This is a genomic window from Streptomyces sp. NPDC058964 (assembly GCF_042741275.1).
GTDB lineage: Bacteria > Actinomycetota > Actinomycetes > Streptomycetales > Streptomycetaceae > Streptomyces.
In genome coordinates this window covers 1-15460 of record NZ_JBHYKH010000037.1, presented here as the reverse complement: position 1 = coordinate 15460, position 15460 = coordinate 1, and the positions used below count along the sequence as shown (strand labels likewise).

Annotated in this window: 13 protein-coding genes and 1 pseudogene; 6 read left to right on the top strand and 8 right to left on the bottom strand. The window is 68.6% G+C overall.

Annotated elements, in window-relative coordinates; all coding sequences use genetic code 11:
- Position 1 precedes the first annotated feature (1 nt).
- Complete coding sequence (locus ACFW2E_RS07465; RefSeq protein ID WP_384462814.1) at positions 2 to 3151, top strand: DUF3427 domain-containing protein; 3150 nt, start codon at positions 2 to 4, stop codon at positions 3149 to 3151.
- A 110-nt stretch (positions 3152 to 3261) separates the two neighbouring features.
- On the opposite strand, the gene cyaB is transcribed toward ACFW2E_RS07465, so the two are convergent.
- Both cyaB and ACFW2E_RS07455 read right to left on the bottom strand, forming a co-directional pair.
- Positions 3262 to 3825: a class IV adenylate cyclase gene (cyaB, locus tag ACFW2E_RS07460; RefSeq protein WP_384462811.1), complete on the bottom strand. Its 564-nt coding sequence runs from the start codon at positions 3823 to 3825 to the stop codon at positions 3262 to 3264.
- 22 nt (positions 3826 to 3847) lie between these two features.
- Positions 3848 to 4699 carry a helix-turn-helix domain-containing protein gene (locus ACFW2E_RS07455; RefSeq protein ID WP_384462808.1) on the bottom strand — a complete coding sequence of 284 codons (852 nt, stop codon included), beginning with the start codon at positions 4697 to 4699 and terminating at the stop codon, positions 3848 to 3850.
- A gap of 921 nt (positions 4700 to 5620) precedes the next feature.
- Between ACFW2E_RS07455 and ACFW2E_RS07450 the strand changes: the two genes are divergently transcribed.
- The 3 genes from ACFW2E_RS07450 to ACFW2E_RS07440 all read left to right on the top strand — a co-directional run bounded on the left by ACFW2E_RS07450 (position 5621) and on the right by ACFW2E_RS07440 (position 6921).
- A complete protein-coding gene (locus ACFW2E_RS07450) occupies positions 5621 to 6031 on the top strand; it encodes a nuclear transport factor 2 family protein (protein ID WP_384462805.1) in 411 nt (136 codons plus the stop codon).
- The gene (locus ACFW2E_RS07445) at positions 6007 to 6309 is read left to right on the top strand and encodes a hypothetical protein (RefSeq protein WP_384462803.1); all 303 of its coding nucleotides are present in this window, start codon (positions 6007 to 6009) and stop codon (positions 6307 to 6309) included. Before ACFW2E_RS07450 ends, ACFW2E_RS07445 begins: the two co-directional genes overlap by 25 nt.
- 162 nt (positions 6310 to 6471) lie before the next feature.
- Positions 6472 to 6921, top strand: coding sequence for a hypothetical protein (locus tag ACFW2E_RS07440; RefSeq protein ID WP_384462800.1), 450 nt, complete (start codon positions 6472 to 6474; stop codon positions 6919 to 6921).
- 7 nt (positions 6922 to 6928) lie between these two features.
- Here the strand turns inward: ACFW2E_RS07440 and ACFW2E_RS07435 are convergent, their stop codons facing one another.
- Positions 6929 to 8425, bottom strand: a complete 1497-nt coding sequence (locus tag ACFW2E_RS07435) for an MFS transporter (RefSeq protein ID WP_384462797.1) — start codon at positions 8423 to 8425, stop codon at positions 6929 to 6931.
- A 51-nt stretch (positions 8426 to 8476) separates the two neighbouring features.
- A complete protein-coding gene (locus tag ACFW2E_RS07430; protein ID WP_384462794.1) occupies positions 8477 to 9850 on the bottom strand; it encodes a DUF445 domain-containing protein in 1374 nt (457 codons plus the stop codon).
- Between the two features lie 164 nt (positions 9851 to 10014).
- Between ACFW2E_RS07430 and ACFW2E_RS07425 the strand changes: the two genes are divergently transcribed.
- Positions 10015 to 11349, top strand: coding sequence for an SGNH/GDSL hydrolase family protein (locus ACFW2E_RS07425; RefSeq protein ID WP_384462791.1), 1335 nt, complete (start codon positions 10015 to 10017; stop codon positions 11347 to 11349).
- A 36-nt stretch (positions 11350 to 11385) separates the two neighbouring features.
- Here the strand turns inward: ACFW2E_RS07425 and ACFW2E_RS07420 are convergent, their stop codons facing one another.
- From ACFW2E_RS07420 to ACFW2E_RS07405, 4 genes are read right to left on the bottom strand one after another with little or no spacing between them, the layout of a single operon-like run.
- Positions 11386 to 12210, bottom strand: a complete 825-nt coding sequence (locus ACFW2E_RS07420) for a DUF1707 domain-containing protein (protein WP_384462788.1) — start codon at positions 12208 to 12210, stop codon at positions 11386 to 11388.
- Positions 12211 to 12243: 33 nt separating this feature from the next.
- The gene (locus ACFW2E_RS07415) at positions 12244 to 13215 is read right to left on the bottom strand and encodes an ATP-binding cassette domain-containing protein (RefSeq protein WP_384462785.1); all 972 of its coding nucleotides are present in this window, start codon (positions 13213 to 13215) and stop codon (positions 12244 to 12246) included.
- Positions 13216 to 13222: 7 nt separating this feature from the next.
- Complete coding sequence (locus ACFW2E_RS07410; RefSeq protein WP_384462870.1) at positions 13223 to 13999, bottom strand: ABC transporter permease; 777 nt, start codon at positions 13997 to 13999, stop codon at positions 13223 to 13225.
- A 37-nt stretch (positions 14000 to 14036) separates the two neighbouring features.
- On the bottom strand, positions 14037 to 14837 hold the full coding sequence (locus tag ACFW2E_RS07405) for an ABC transporter permease (RefSeq protein ID WP_384462782.1): 801 nt from the start codon (positions 14835 to 14837) through the stop codon (positions 14037 to 14039).
- Between the two features lie 204 nt (positions 14838 to 15041).
- Here ACFW2E_RS07405 and ACFW2E_RS07400 point away from each other — a divergent pair.
- Positions 15042 to 15460: pseudogene (locus tag ACFW2E_RS07400) on the top strand (hypothetical protein); the annotation flags it as partial.

Genomic DNA, 15460 nt, shown 5'->3' with positions numbered 1-15460 from the left:
CGTGACGGAATCGGGGGAGCCGGCGCAGCCGATCGAGGGTGTCTACGAAAAGCTCATCACAGAGCGCCTGCGTGAGCGACTCGACACCCTCGAAGCCGCGGGCTGGAAGGCGATCGACGACGAAGTCACCCAAGAGTCCACTCCTCACGTGTTGGCTCGGTACATCAGTGAGGCGGTGGAACGCAGGCTGAGTCAACTACCGCACGAGAAGCAGGTAGTGGCGGCCAATGAGATCATGCGCTCGCTTGCCGCTAACACGCCCGAACCCGATGAAGTCGAGACGGTCGATGCGATCGTCGACGGCCCCCGCCAGTTGCTCGCCCTCGCGGAGCAGGAAGCGCCTGGCGCGTTCGCGATCCGCCCCCTGACCCCCCTGTCCGAAACGGCCCTGATCACCAATGCGCCGGACGACCCCAACCTCGGGGCCGAACTGCGGGCAGAGCTCGCCACAGCCGACCGTATCGACCTGCTCTGTGCGTTCGTGAAGTGGCACGGCATACGGGTACTCGAGGACTCGCTACGTGCAGCCAGGAAACGTGGCGTGCGCATTCGGGTCATCACAACGACCTACATCGGCGCCACCGACCGGCATGCGCTGGACCGCTTGGTCCGCGAGTTCGACGCAGAGGTCAAGGTCAACTACGAGATTCGTTCGACTCGTCTGCACGCCAAGGCCTGGCTCTTTCGACGTGACACCGGCTTCGATACGGCGTACGTGGGCAGCTCCAACCTGTCGAAGGCCGCGCTGCTGGACGGCTTGGAGTGGAACGTACGGCTCTCGTCGGTCGCCACTCCAAAGGTGCTCGAAAAGTTCGAGGCAACGTTCGACGCGTACTGGGCCGATCCGGCGTTTGAGCCGTACGACCCCGATCGCGACGGGGAACGCCTGGCCGAAGGACTCGCCCTGGCGGGTGGCAAGGGGACGATCGATGAGCTGAAGATCAATATCTCTGGGCTCGAAGTACGGCCCTTCCCGCACCAGCGGGACATGCTGGAGCGGCTCCGCGTTGAGCGTGAGGTCCGCGGCCACCACCGGAACCTCTTGGTGGCGGCAACCGGTACCGGCAAGACCGTCATGGCGGCTCTGGACTATCGCAATCTACGCGATCAACGCGGCGGAGAGCTCCCCCGGCTGCTGTTCGTGGCTCATCGCAAGGAGATCCTGGATCAGTCGCTACGCACATATCGAGAGGTGCTCGGAGACGGTTCCTTCGGCGAGCCGCTCTACGGCAGCCAGGAACCTCTCGACTGGACACACGTCTTCGCAAGCGTCCAATCCCTCAATCTCCAGCGGCTAGAGCAACTGGATCCCGGCCATTTCGACGTCATCGTCATCGATGAGTTCCACCACGCCACAGCGAACACGTACCGCCGCGTCCTCGAGCACTTCAAGCCAACCGAACTGCTTGGCCTCACTGCGACGCCGGAGCGCATGGACGGCTACTGCGTGCAGGACGAGTTCTTCGGGGGGCGGATCGCCGCCGAGATGCGGCTGTGGGAAGCACTCGAGAACGATCTCTTGTGCCCCTTCCACTACTTCGGGCTGCCCGACGGCACCGACCTGTCCCAACTCAACTGGCGGGCAGGTTCCTACGACCGGGACGAGCTCGGCAATCTCTACACGGCGAGTCATGCACGGGCCCTCATCGTCATCAACCAGATCAAGGCAAAAGTCGCCGATCCCACGGCGATGCGCGCACTGGGCTTCTGCGTCACGAAGGCACACGCTCACTTCATGGCCGGTTGCTTCAACGGAGCAGGGATCAAGGCCGCCGCGCTCGACAGCGAGTCGACCACTGCAGAGCGAGAGCGCACACTGAACGACCTCAAAGCCGGCAAGATCCAGGTGATCTTCTCGGTTGACCTGTTCAACGAGGGGCTCGACGTCCCCGACGTCGACACGCTGCTCCTCCTGCGCCCGACCAACAGCGCGACCGTGTTCCTGCAGCAGCTGGGGCGCGGCCTGCGCCGTACCCCGAACAAGCCCGTGCTGACCGTGCTCGACTTCATCGGCCAGCATCGAGCGGAGTTCCGTTTCGAAGAACAGTTCCTCGCCCTGACGAACCTCTCCCGCAATCGTCTGGTCGAAAGTATCGAGCGCGACTTTCCACAGCTGCCCTCCGGCTGCCAGATCATCCTGGAGGGCAAGTCCAAGAAACTCGTGCTCGACAACATCCGTACGCAGCTTAACTCGACTATCAACACCTTCGCGAAGGAAGTCAGGGGCTACAGCACACTCAAGCTTGCATCGTACTTGCGCGAGAGTAGACGGGAGATCAAGGAGCTCTACAGGAGTTCTAACTCCTGGACGAAGGTCCTGCGCAAAGCCGGGGTCATCACGGAGGCCGAACTGCCAGGCGAGGACGAACTCCTCAAGCGGGTTCACGCCTTCCTGCATGTCGACGACCCCGAGCGAGCCCGCGCCTACCTGCATCTCCTCGGAGACGACGCCCCCGACTACGATTCACTGTCCCCGACCGAGCAGGCGTTCGCCCGCATGCTCTTCTTCAATCTGTGGGACAGGGCAGGCGGCTTCTCCAGTTACCGGAAAGGCCTGGAGTCTCTGCGTGTGCAGCAACGCGTCCGCGACGAGTTGCAGCAGGTCCTGACGTACGTGCTCGACCGGACCGATCACTTTCCCATTTCCCTGGGCAGTCCGCTCGGCCACCTCCCGCTGAAGATCCACAGCTCTTACAACCGTTCCGAGATCTTGGCGGCGCTCGGTGTGGCACGGCTGGGCGGTCAGATGCCCGGCGTCTTCAGCCAGGGAGTGACCTGGGTCGAGGAGATCAAAACCGACGCCCTGCTCATCACGTTGGAGAAGAACGAGCGGGACTTCTCACCCAAAGTTCGCTATAAGGACTTCGCACTCAGCCCCACCAGGTTCCACTGGGAGTCGCAGAACAACACCGCTGAGAATTCCCGGACAGGCTTGCGATACCAGCAGCATGTCGAACAAGGCAGCCACGTTCTGCTGTTCATGCGTCGCTACAAGGAGAACAGCATCGGCAAGTCAGAGCCGTGGATGCTTCTCGGCCCGGCCGCCTACAACAAACACAGCGGCAGCAAGCCCATGGCGATCACCTGGGACTTGGAGCATGACCTGCCCGCAGACGTGTGGTCGTACTCGGCTGCAATCACCAGCGGGTGAACCTCCCGCCGCCTTGGTCCCATAGTCTACGGCGACTGTCCACTGTGGATGAGTCGAGCGCTCACCTGCTTTGGCTGCTTGGGGTAGAACGGCGGTCCGTACCCGTGGAGTCAGCTACGACCTCGTTGTGTTGCCACAGCACCCGTATAGGTCTCGCGAGTCAGGTCCTCAGGCCCAATACCGACCTCGGCGAGGACCGAACGGATGTCCTCCAGAGCCAAGGTCACCTCGTCGACACTGACGACGAGTGTCTCCACCTCGAGAAATGTCCCATCGATCTCGGGCACACGGACGAGCGTGGCAAGCATCCGGCGGCCGAGTGCCTCGAACTCGTAGTTGCGGCATCGCTTTTCGAACGCGATGACCTCGATGTAACCGAGGCCACGCAAGATGGCATGGGTGGTCGCTGCATCCTCGACGCGAGTCTCGTGTTCAGGCTTGGATCCGGAGTCGTCATCGACCGCGGCATCCTTGAAGGTGAGAAGTGTCCGGGTGCCGTTGGCGCTGTGTACCGTTCGTACGCGCAACTCCTGGTCCGCCTTCTCCAGCGAGCCATCGGGTCGGTCGTAGTACGTGTCCTGATACACCTCCACACGTGCCGTGGCCCGCTCGTCGAGGTGTCGTGCGACCGACTCGGGAGACTGAACCCGGGCCTTCAACTCCGCTTCGACCACTGATAGTTCCTCTCTCTCCTGGTCACACAGTGCGCCGCGCGTCCGCGACAACCGCCTCGAACATCCGGCGGAAGCCGCGAAACAGGGGGCCATGCGGCGTTTCCATGACCTTGTATGTCGCCGACTCATGACCTTCCCAGCCGGTGTCAAACGCACCCACGAACATGGTCGAGTCCGTGCGGATGAGCCGCCAAGTGGGCAGCGTTCGGTACAGCCACACGCCGATCTCGCATACGCCGGCCAATTCCCTCAACCGCGCCTCGGCCAAACGCACTCCGCTGGCGAGTGCCTGGGCTGACTCCCCGATCTCAGCCGCGCGATGCGCCAGGGCGGCGCTGTCCGGGTCAAGGAGCGCAACCCGGGCCCGAAGGCCCTTCCCACCCCTTTCCCGTGGCAGACAGGCACGAAGCAGGCTGTCGTTCAACCCGATCAGGCCGAGCCCCCGAACCGCCAGGACGTCCAGCTCTTCTGCCTCGCGAGCCTGCTGCTGGATCTCTTCCGCCGCCGCGTTCTGCCTGGCGTACACACGCACGACCTCGGGGAAAGCCGTGAGGTCGAAGGCCGCACCACCGGTGCGCTTCTCCCTACTAGCCGCCAGTCCTAGTAGGTGGCGAGCGTCGTCAGGCATGCCAAGCCCGTCCGCGATGCGCTCGTAGACATCGAGCCGAGACACTTCGCGACGCCCATTGATGATCTCGTTGACTCGGGCCTGCGTCATACCCGCCGCCGCGGCGATGCGAGATTGGCTCACGCCGGCGTACTGCTGCGCGTATCGGAAGACAGCGCCCATGTTCCGGGCACGCAAGGCCTGCCTGACTTCGGCGCGCTCCCACGCCCAACCCGGCAACTCAATCGGCCAGAGCGGCGTGGTCATGACTACTCAACCCCCGTTATCCACGGCTGAGATGGGAATCCATTCCACGGTGAGATTACCGGGTGGATATCGAGAGAACACACTTCGTCACTCGATGGTTGCTCCATGAATCAACCCTCCCTTGATTGGATGCCCGACAGCCGCTCGATGTCACTGCTCCCAGCGGGCAAGTGGTGGGACGCCGTGAAAGTTCCGCGTCCCATCGCGTTGCAGGCACTCCGCCGCCTGCGTGGCAGGACGGGGGCCGTCATCGAGGATCCGTGGTCCGGCAACTTCTATTGGCTGGTTCCCAAGGGGCAGGCTTCCAAGTGGGCACTGCCTGAAGCCGCGCAGATCATCGTGTTAAGCGACACTGCGCACCTCATCGTGCCGGGATCAGAGTGCACAACCGGACCGCACTGGCGTGTCCTGCCCACTTGCAGCAACGCCATGACGGATCCCACGAAGCTCCACGACGCGCTGGCACGAGCAGCTGCGGTTGTTGCTGACCAAACGCCCGACGAGGCGTACAGAGCTCTTGTCGCCCACTACCAAGCGTGTTCGGGCTGCGCGCACGGAGGCAAGTCATGCGGCAGGGAATGCGCACACGACACAGCGTCCTGCGCACGGGGGCGGCAGTTGCGGCAAGCCTGGGTGGGTGTCCGGTGGTCTTGATCTGCTGCCGCTGCCAGCTCGACATCCTGCCCAGCGAGTCGTACGACAGGCACATCCACGACAGGGCTTCCGGACCACCGTACGTGACCTACAGCCATCGAAACGTGTGTCCGACGAGCCCGACTGATGACGTTCGGGCCCCACACCAGTGACTGCTTGCGGTCTGCGACGGTCTTTCGGCTCCTCGCTGGTCTCGATGTGGAACGCAGCTGACCACCACCGAGGAGCAGATGATGTCCGATACGTTCCACACCGCCGTCGTCACCGGTGCCAGCCGTGGGTTCGGGCGGGCCATTGGCCGAGCCGGACGAGGCGGCGCGGCAGGAGCTGCTCGACCGCTACGTCGACGCGTTCACCCGGGCCGACGCCGACGCGCTGGTGGAGTTGCTGCGTGCCGACGCCGAGATGGAGATGCCTCCCACCCCGACCTGGTTCACCGGTCGGCACGCCGTCATCGGGTTCCTGGCCGGCCGGGCCGTCTGCCGTCGTCGGCGGTGTGGTCGTCGGGGTTCCGCGCATGCCCCGGGGTCTGTCGGGTCGCCATGCGTTCTCGCCCGGATGAAACCTGACAGGACTCGACTCAGGTTTGGCCGGCTCTCCGGTCCGGGCGTTAGCCTCGGCGCACAGACAAGAGCAGACAAACGGAGGCAGGCATGGCCAAGATTCCCAGTTCGGTGATCGCCGCGGGCGGGCTCGTCGGCGGGTACGGGGTCGCCCGCTGGACCAAGAAGCGGCCGCTGGGCGGGGCCGTGCTGGCCGTCGCGGGTGTGGCCGCCGCGCAGCAGTGGCGCAGGGAGGCCGGCGGGAAGGCCGCCGGGGCGCTGACCGCCGCGTACGTCGCCGCCTTCGCCGGATCGCACCCGCTGGCCAAGAAGGTCGGCGCCTGGCCGTCCGTGTTCGGGGTCGCCGGAGCCGTGGCGCTGGCGTCCTGGGCCGTCGCCGATCGCCGCGCGTGACGGCGGCGGGCGGGAACGGCGGCCGGGCGTGACGGCGGCGAGCCGCGACGGCAGCCGGCCGGGGACGGTGCCATCCATGGCGGGGGCTTCCTGGCGGTAAGCCGTCGGCCCTCGGCGATGGCGCCCCTTCCGCAGCATCCGCCGTCCGCCTAGCGTCACCCCGTGACCAAGTTCCTCCTCGCCGTCCATGTACTGGCCGCCGTCGTCGCCGTCGGGCCCGTCACCGTCGCCGCCAGCATGTTCCCGCCCGCCGCCCGCCGCGCCCTGGCCTCGCCCGACGATCCCCGGGCGGTGGGGACCGTGGAGCTGCTGCACCGGATCTGCCGGGTGTACGCCGTCGTCGGCGTGGTCGTTCCCGTCTTCGGGTTCGCCACCGCAAGCGACATGGGTGTGCTCGGCAGCGCCTGGCTGATCGTGTCGATCGCGCTGACGGCGCTCGCCGCGCTCGTGCTGGTCGCGCTGGTGCTGCCCCGGCAGGGCGCGCTCGTGGAGGGTGGTGGCACACGGGAGGCGACCGTTCGGCTCGCCATGTTCACCGGGCTGTTCAACCTGCTGTGGGCCACGGTGACGATCCTGATGATCGTGCGGCCGGGGTCCACCACGGGCGCGTGAGCCGCCGCTACGCGGGCCGCACTCCGCCCTTCGCCGTGCTCCTGGCCTGCTCCGCCACCGCCGTCAGCGGTCGGGCGATGTCCTCCAGGGAGCGGCGTTCGGCGTTCACGGCCAGGGCCGCCGCCACCAGGCCCGCGACGCACATCAGGGACGCGCCGATCTGGAAGGCGAGGACCGTGTCGCCGGCCTTGCCCGTGTTGGTGAGGTCGGCGAACAGCAGGGGGCCGCTGATGCCGCCGGCCGCGGTGCCGAGGGCGTAGAAAAAGGCGATGGACATGGCCCGGGTCTCCATCGGGAAGATCTCGGAGACGGTCAGATAGGCGCTGGAGGCGCCCGCCGAGGCGAAGAAGAGGACCGCGCACCAGCAGGCGGTCAGGGTGTCCGCGGTCAGTGAGCCCCGGCCGAAGAGCCAGGCCGTACCGAACAGGAGCAGGCCCGAGAGCAGGTAGGTCGAGGAGATCATCACCCGTCGGCCCACCGAGTCGAAGAGCCGGCCGAGCAGCAGGGGGCCCATGAAGTTGCCGACCGCGATGACGGCGAAGTAGTAGCCGGTGTCGGCGGCCGGGACGTCGAAGAACCGGGTCAGGATCGCGCCGAAGCCGAAGGTGATCGCGTTGTAGAGGAAGGCCTGGCCGATGAAGAGCGAGAAGCCGAGCACGGCCCGGCGGCGGTAGTCGGCGAACACGGTGCGGGCGATCTCGAGGAAGCCGACGCTCTCGCGCTGGTGGATGACCAGCTCACCCTGGGGCTCGGCGAGCGGCTCGCCCTTCTCGGCCTCGACCCGTTCCTCGATCGACGAGACGATCCGTTCCGCCTCTTGTTCCCTGCCGTGGATCAGCAGCCAGCGCGGGCTCTCCGGGACGCTGCGCCGTACGAGGAGGATGACCAGGCCGAGGACGACGCCGAGGGCGAAGGTCAGCCGCCAGCCGATGTTCGCGGGCAGGATGCGGGTGTTCAGCGCGACGATCGAGAGCAGCGAGCCGCCGACCGCGCCCATCCAGAAGCTGCCGTTGATGATCAGATCGACGCGGCCGCGGTGGTGGGCCGGGATCAGCTCGTCGATCGCCGAGTTGATGGCCGCGTACTCGCCGCCGATCCCGAAGCCGGTCAGGAAGCGGAAGAGGAAGAACCACCAGGCCGCGGAGGAGACCGCGGTCAGGGCTGTGGCGCCCAGATAGACCGCGAGGGTGATCATGAAGAGCTTCTTGCGGCCGTAGCGGTCGGTGAGGCGGCCCCAGAAGAGTGCGCCGGAGCAGGCGCCCGCCACGTACAGCGCTGCCGCCATGCCAGTGACCTGGCCCGATGAGATGGCCAGACCGCTGTCCGGCTCGGACAGGCGGCTGGCGATGTTGCCGACGACCGTGACCTCCAGGCCGTCGAGAATCCACACGGTGCCCAGGCCGATCACGATCGTCCAGTGCCAGCGTGACCAGGGCAGGCGGTCGAGCCGGGCGGGGATGCGGCTGGTGACGGTCCGTCCTGTTGAGGCCTCCACTGCGGCCATGGGCTACCTCCTGGTCGAGGAACGCCCGTCGGGTGCCCTGATCCGGCCCCGCTATGCCCCGAGCCCGCGCGAGACCGCGTAGATCACCAGGCCCGCCAGCGAACCCACGACCGTGCCGTTGATCCGGATGAACTGCAGGTCACGGCCGATGTGCGCCTCGATCTTGCGGGTCGTGTGCTCGGCGTCCCAGCCCGCCACCGTGTCGGTGATCAGGGAGGTGATCTCCTTGCGGTAGGTCGTGACGACGTGCACCGCCGCGCCCTCGACCCAGCTGTCGACCTTGTCCTGGACCTTCGGCTCGGTGGCCATACGGGCGCCGAGGGACAGGAAGGAGGCGCGGACGCGCAGCCGCAGTTCGCTGCGCTCGTCCTCGGCCGCGGAGACGATCATGGACCGTACGGCCGTCCAGGCGGACGCGATCAGGTCTTGGACCTCGCCGCGGCCCAGCACCTCGCCCTTCAGCCGCTCGACACGCGCGCGCGTGTCCGTGTCGGACTGGAGGTCGGAGGCGAAGTCGGTGAGGAAGCGGTCGAGGGCGCCGCGCGCCGGGTGGGCCGGCATGTCGCGCATCTCGGTGACGAAGCGGAGCAGCTCCTTGTAGACGCGTTCGCCGACCTTGCGGTCGACGAAACGCGGGGTCCAGCCGGGGGCACCGCCCTGGACGGCGTCCATGACCTGCTCGTCGTGCAGGACCAGCCAGTCGTGGGCCCGGCTGACGACGAGGTCGACGACCCGTTTGTGGCCTCCGTCGGCGACGATCCGCTCCAGCATCTTCCCTATGCCGGGCGCGATCTCCTGGGCGTCGGCCCGGCGGGTGATCGCCTCGCCGACCACCGCCTGGACGTCGGAGTCGCGCATCACCGTGAGGGCGCCGCGCAGGGCGGTGGCCAGCTCCGCCGTCACCCGGTCCGCGTGTTCCGGTTCCGCCAGCCAGGCGCCCAGGCGGCTGCCGATGCCGACGGCGCGCAGCCGCTGGCGCACGACGTCCTGGGAGAGGAAGTTCTCGCCGACGAACTCCCCGAGGGAGACGCCCAGCTGGTCCTTCTTGGTCGGGATGATCGCCGTGTGCGGGATGGGCAGGCCGAGGGGGTGGCGGAAGAGGGCGGTGACCGCGAACCAGTCGGCCAGGGCACCGACCATGCCGGCCTCGGCGGCCGCGGCCACGTAGTCCGCCCAGGAGCCCGCGCCCTGACCGGCGGCCCATTTGGCGAGGACGTACACCACCGCCACGAAGAGCAGCAGCCCCGTCGCCGTGAGCTTCATGCGCCGCACCCCGCGCTGCCGCTCCTCGTCGGCGGGGGTGAAGGCGGTCATGGTCCGGTACGACTGGCCGCCGCCGCGGGCCGCCGTCGCTGTGCCCGGCTCCGTGGCCGGTTCGGCTTCCGTACGTTCCATTTGCTCCACCCGTTCGGTGATCCCGCACACATTGTCCCTTCCTGACCGACTCCTGGAACGGAACAGGAGTTCCCGGCGTCTCTCAGAAAGGGGGTTTGGGCAGGGCCCTGTCAGTGGCCCCGAGCCCATGTCGCATCATGGACACAACAGATCGGAGCCTCGGGCTCCCACCGCCCGAGGAGAACAAGACCAGCATGACCAGGCGCCGTGGCTATGCCCTGCTCAGTGCCGTCGTCGCGCTGGTCGTGGCCGTGTGCGCCGCCATCTTCGCCGGGGTGGCGGCCGACGACGGCACACCGCGCGACACCGTCGCCCAGGGCCGTCCCCGCCACGACTCCTCGGCGGCTCCCGCCTCCACCGGCACCTGGGTCAGCAGCTGGTCCGCCTCCCCGGCCGGCGCGGAGCCGGGCACCGAGACCGACGGTCTGGCTGGCCGCTCGGTACGCAACGTGGTGCACGCGAGCGTGGGGGGCAAGGGCGCCCGGATCACCCTGTCCAACCTGTACGGCCAGTCGCCGCTGACCATCACCCATGCCTCGATGGCGGTCGCGGCCGGCGACAACACCGCGGCGGCCGCGGCGGACACGATGCGCCGGCTCACCTTCGGCGGCAACACGAGCGTGGTCATACCGGCGGGCGGCCAGGTGCTGAGCGACGCCGTTCGCGTCAACATCCCGCACGACACGGACGTCCTGGTCACCACCTACTCCCCCACCGCGTCCGGCCCGGTCACCTTCCACCAGCACGCACGGCAGGTGTCGTACGTCGCGCAGGGCGACCACACGGAGGACGCGGCGGCCGCCCCGTACACCGGACAGACGCCGTACTGGCGCTATCTGACGGCCCTCGACGTGCTGAGCAACGAGTCCGACGGCACGGTCGTCGTGCTCGGCGACTCGATCACCGACGGGATCACCTCCACCGCGGGTGCCAACCACCGCTGGACGGACGTCCTTTCACAGCGGCTGCGCACCGCTCTCGCCGTCGGCCAGGACCTGCCGCGCTACAGCGTCGTCAACCAGGGCATCAGCGGCAACCAGGTCCTCGCGGACGGCCTGGGCAGGCCCGCCGACAACCAGAGCGGCCTCGACCGCTTCGGCCGGGACGTGCTCTCCCGCACGAACGTCAAGGCCGTCGTCATCGACCTCGGCATAAACGACATCATCCGCAACCCCCGGGTCCCCGGCGCCGACCGGATCACCGACGGACTGCGCACCCTGGTCCGCCAGGCCCACGCCCGCGGCCTCAAGGTCATCGGCGCCACCCTGATGCCCTTCCAGGGCCACCCCGGGTACACCGCGGTCCGTGAGGCGGTACGGCAGCAGGTCAACGCCACGATCCGGGCCGGGCGGGTCTACGACGCGGTGGTCGACTTCGACAGGGCCCTGCGGGACCCGTACAGCCCGAACAGGCTCCGCGCCGAGTACGACTCGGGCGACCATCTCCACCCCAGCGACGAGGGCTACCGGAAGATGGCCGAGACCTTCGACCTGCGGCAGCTGAAGGGCGCGGGCCAGGCGGAGCTGTAGCCGGAGCCGGCTCCGCGGACGCGCTCAGCGCCGCGCTCAGCGCCCCCGGCGATCGCGCCGCTCCCGGCGCTCCTCCCGCCGTTCCCGGTGCCGCTCGCGCCGCTCCTCGTGCATCTCGCGCCGCCACTCCCGGTGCTCCTCGAGCATCCGGCGATGGTCCCCGTACGGTCCCTCCTCCAGCGCACGCGCGGTCTTGCGGTCCAGCTTCTCCTGGCGGCGCTCCTCCTTCAGCCGCTGCCGCTCGGCCCGCGTGAGCTTGCGCTCCACCCCGACCCCGCCCCAGAAGGCGAAGCCGGTCACGATCACCCGCGGGCCGCCCGGGTCGCCCGGCACGCCCTCCTCGCGGTGGTCGAAGCCGCCCATGACACCTATGCCGCGCACGACGACCTCGACACCCGGCGGCACGATCACCTGCATCCCGCCCATGATCGCCACACAGTTGATCTCGACCTCGCGGTCCGCGAAGTCCGCCTCCCGCAGGTCGATCTCGCCGCCGCCCCAGAAGGCGAAGCAGTTGAACCGCCTCGGCACGGTCCAGCGCCCCTTGCGCTGGAACCCGGACATGACGGCGACCGCCCACGAGGACGAGCCCTCGCCGCCGACGACCCGGCCCGCCCAACTGCCCTTGTCCACGGGATCCTTGCGCAGCGACACCAGGGGAGGCGTCACCACGTCCGGCCCGGGCAGGTCACGGGTGATGGGCGTCAGCTCGCCGTACGTCCGTGCCTTGTACGCGGCCTCCAGCCGCTCCTCGAACTCCTCCATGTCGAGCCGCCCTTCGGCGAGGGCGTCCCGCAGGACCTCGGCGACTCGTTCGCGATCGGCGTCGGAGGCACGCAGCTCCGGGGCATCGTCGGTCATACGGAGCAGCCTACGAGTTCCCCGCTCGGGGCACTATGCGGTGGCCTTGTCGACGTACATCTTGGCGATCACCGCCTCGATGTCCGGCTCCCGCACCGACAGGTCCACCAGCGGATACTCGGCCGCTATCCGAGCCACCAGCGGCGCCGCCGACCCGGAGGCCGGGAAGGCCAGGTACTGCCGGGGACCCTCCACCTTCACCACCCGGGCCCCGGGCAGCTCGATCGGCGGCAGCTCCCGCTCCAGGTCCACCACCAGCGTGCGCTCGCTCTCGCCCACCTCGTGCAGCCCGGCGAGCGGCCCGTCGTACATCAGCCGCCCGTGGTCGATGACCATCACCCGGGAGCACAACTGCTCGATGTCCTGCAGGTCGTGCGTGGTCAGCAGGACCGTGGTGCCGCGCTCCGCGTTCAGGTCCCGCAGGAACCCGCGCACCTTCGCCTTGGAGATCACGTCCAGGCCGATCGTCGGCTCGTCGAGGTAGAGGATCTCCGGGTCGTGCAGCAGAGCGGCCGCGATGTCGCCGCGCATGCGCTGGCCGAGAGAAAGCTGGCGGACCGGGACGTCCAACAGGTCGGCGAGTTCGAGCAGTTCGACACAGCGGTCGAGGTTCTCGCGGTAACGCCGGTCGGGGATCCGGTACATGCGGTGCACCAGCCGGTACGAGTCGATCAGGGGCAGGTCCCACCACAGGGTCGTGCGCTGCCCGAACACCACCCCGATGCGGTGCGCCAGGCGCGTGCGTTCGCGGGAAGGGTCGATGCCGGCCACCCGCAGCCGTCCGCCGCTCGGTGTCAGGATGCCCGTGAGCATCTTGATCGTCGTGGACTTGCCGGCGCCGTTCGGCCCGATGTAGCCGACCATCTCGCCGCGCGCCACCCGGAAGGAGAGCGCGTCGACGGCCCGTACCTGCCGCCGCTCCCGCTTCAGGAACCCGGCCTTCCGGCGCACGTCGAAGACCTTCTCGACGCGGTCCAGTTCGATGAAGTCGCTGTCGTCGTCCATGAGTTCCTCAGCTCCCCGTACTCCGGTACGACCGAAGCCCCACCCGCCACGCGGCCCCGGCCAGGACACAGCACCCGACCGCCACCAGCGGCGGCGCGAACGCCGTCCACGTCGGCAGGCCGAGCGGATACGGCCGGCCGAGCACATAGGTCGCGGGCAGCCAGTTGACGAAGGCCAGCGGCAGCACGAACGTCACCCCGCGCACCAGTTCCTTGGCGAACACGGTGGGCGGGTACTGCAGCAGCGTCGTGCCGCCGTACGTGAACGCGTTCTGCACCTCGGACGCGTCCTGGGCCGCGAACTGGAAGGCCGCGCCCGCCACGAACACCGCGCTGAAGATCCCGGCGCCGCTGACCACCATCACCGGCATCAGCAGCAGTTTCAGGGGGGTCCACTCGATGTCGAGGGCCGTCAGCGCGTACCCGAGCACCAGTACGCCCTGGGTCACCCGGCCCAGACGGCGCAGCGCGAACCGGTCGGCCGCCAGCTGCGCCAGCACCGGCGCCGGGCGGACCAGGAGGGTGTCGAGCGTACCGTCGCGCACCCGGCGCCCCAGCCGTTCCATCGAGCCGATCATGAGGTCGGCCAGCCCGAAGGCCGTACCGGACAGCCCGTACAGGAAGGCGACCTCGGGCAGCGTGTAGCCGCCGAGCGCGTCCACGCGGGAGAACATCAGCAGGATCGCCACGAAGTCGAGGGCGGTGGCGGTGAAGTTGGCCACCGTCGTCATCACGAAGGAGGCCCGGTACGCCATCGTGGAGCGGATCCACATGGCGGCGATCATCCGGTAGGCGCGCAGCCCGTCCGCGACCCGGTTGGCCTCAGCCACCCTGCACCACCACCCGCCGCGTCGCCACCGACTGCACCAGCCGCCCGAGCGCCAGCAGCGTCACCGCCCACGCCGCCTGGAAGGCGTAGACCCCCCAGGGATCGGCACGCCCCAGCAGTACGTCCGCGGGCGCCTGAAGCAGCGACGACCAGGGCAGGGCCCGTACGACCTCGCCGATCGCGCCCGGGAAGACGTTCAGCGGCAGCACCATCCCGGAGCAGAAGAAGCCCGTGATCCATGCCGCCTGGGCCACCCCGGTGCCGTCCAGCAGCCAGAACGCGCTCAGCGCCACCAGGAAGCGGATCCCGAAGCCGACCACCATCGCCAGCAGGACCGCGACGAGGAAGGCGGCCCAGGTCCCCGCGTCCGAGGGCAGCGCCACGGGGAAGCACAGCGCGCCGAAGGCGAAGGGGATCACGCCCCGGCCCAGCAGCTGGAACAGGGCCCGGCCCAAGTCCGCGGACATCCACCACATTTGCAGATCGGCGGGCCGGTACAGGTCGATCGCGATGTCACCCGTACGAATGCGTTCCATCAGCTCGTCCTCGACGCCGCCGCCCCCGATGGCGAGCGTCGACAGCAGGGCCTGTCCGAGCCACACATAGGTCACCGCCTGTGCCTGGTCGTATCCGCCCAGGTGCGGTCGCTCGTTCCACAGGGCGAGATACGTGTACACCAGGATCAGCCCGAAGACGGTGTTGGTGAACACCCCCGCGGCAGTGGCCGCCCGATACGTCGCGTAACGTCTGAAACCCCCCGCAGCGACGGCCCCGTACAACCGTCCCGCGCCCACGCCAGTCAACCTCCCGGACCGCCCGACACCGAAGCGCAGGAGCTTAGTCCGGAGGGGATGTGGCGGGCCACGCATTTTCCGCGCCGGACACGCGCCGGAATCCGGGAACGGAACGCTTGGTGCGAGAGTCTTCACCCAGGGGGCCCGGATGGCGTATGAGGGCGTACGGGTACGTACGAGGCGAAACAGGAGTCCGTGCACGACATGAGCGACGAGCCGCTGCCGCAGCAGCCGAACAAGGGCGGCGCGACGACAGAGCCGCCGACGTCCGGAGAGCCCGCCGGGCAGGGGGGCACGGCGACCGGGAACGCCCCGACCGTCCCGAACGCGCGGAACGCCGAGCCGACGGGCGTCGCCGAGAGGACGACCGGCGCCTCCGCGGGGGCGGGGGCCGCGGAGAAGGCGGCACGCCCGGGAAACCCGGCCCGCCCGGAGAACGCGGAGCCCTCGAAGAAGGCCGCGCCCTCGGCGCAGGCGGGAGGCCCGGAGCCCTCGGCGGGTACTGGACGCCCGGAGAACCCAGGACACCCGAGGAACGCGGCACGCCGGGAGAACGCACGCGGTGCCGGGGTCGGCCCGAGCGGCGCGCCCGCGGGCCCCACCGACCCCCCACCCGACGCCGC

Excerpts from the sequence above, each read along its gene's own strand:
- ACFW2E_RS07455 (WP_384462808.1), bottom strand. The coding sequence starts at position 4,699 with ATGACCACGCCGCTCTGGCCGATTGAGTTGCCGGGTTGGGCGTGGGAG.
- ACFW2E_RS07445 (WP_384462803.1), top strand. The coding sequence starts at position 6,007 with ATGGCCAAGATTCCCAGTTCGGTGATCGCCGCGGGCGGGCTCGTCGGC.
- ACFW2E_RS07435 (WP_384462797.1), bottom strand. The coding sequence starts at position 8,425 with ATGGCCGCAGTGGAGGCCTCAACAGGACGGACCGTCACCAGCCGCATC.
- ACFW2E_RS07425 (WP_384462791.1), top strand. The coding sequence starts at position 10,015 with ATGACCAGGCGCCGTGGCTATGCCCTGCTCAGTGCCGTCGTCGCGCTG.
- ACFW2E_RS07420 (WP_384462788.1), bottom strand. The coding sequence starts at position 12,210 with ATGACCGACGATGCCCCGGAGCTGCGTGCCTCCGACGCCGATCGCGAA.
- ACFW2E_RS07415 (WP_384462785.1), bottom strand. The coding sequence starts at position 13,215 with ATGGACGACGACAGCGACTTCATCGAACTGGACCGCGTCGAGAAGGTC.
- ACFW2E_RS07410 (WP_384462870.1), bottom strand. The coding sequence starts at position 13,999 with ATGATCGCCGCCATGTGGATCCGCTCCACGATGGCGTACCGGGCCTCC.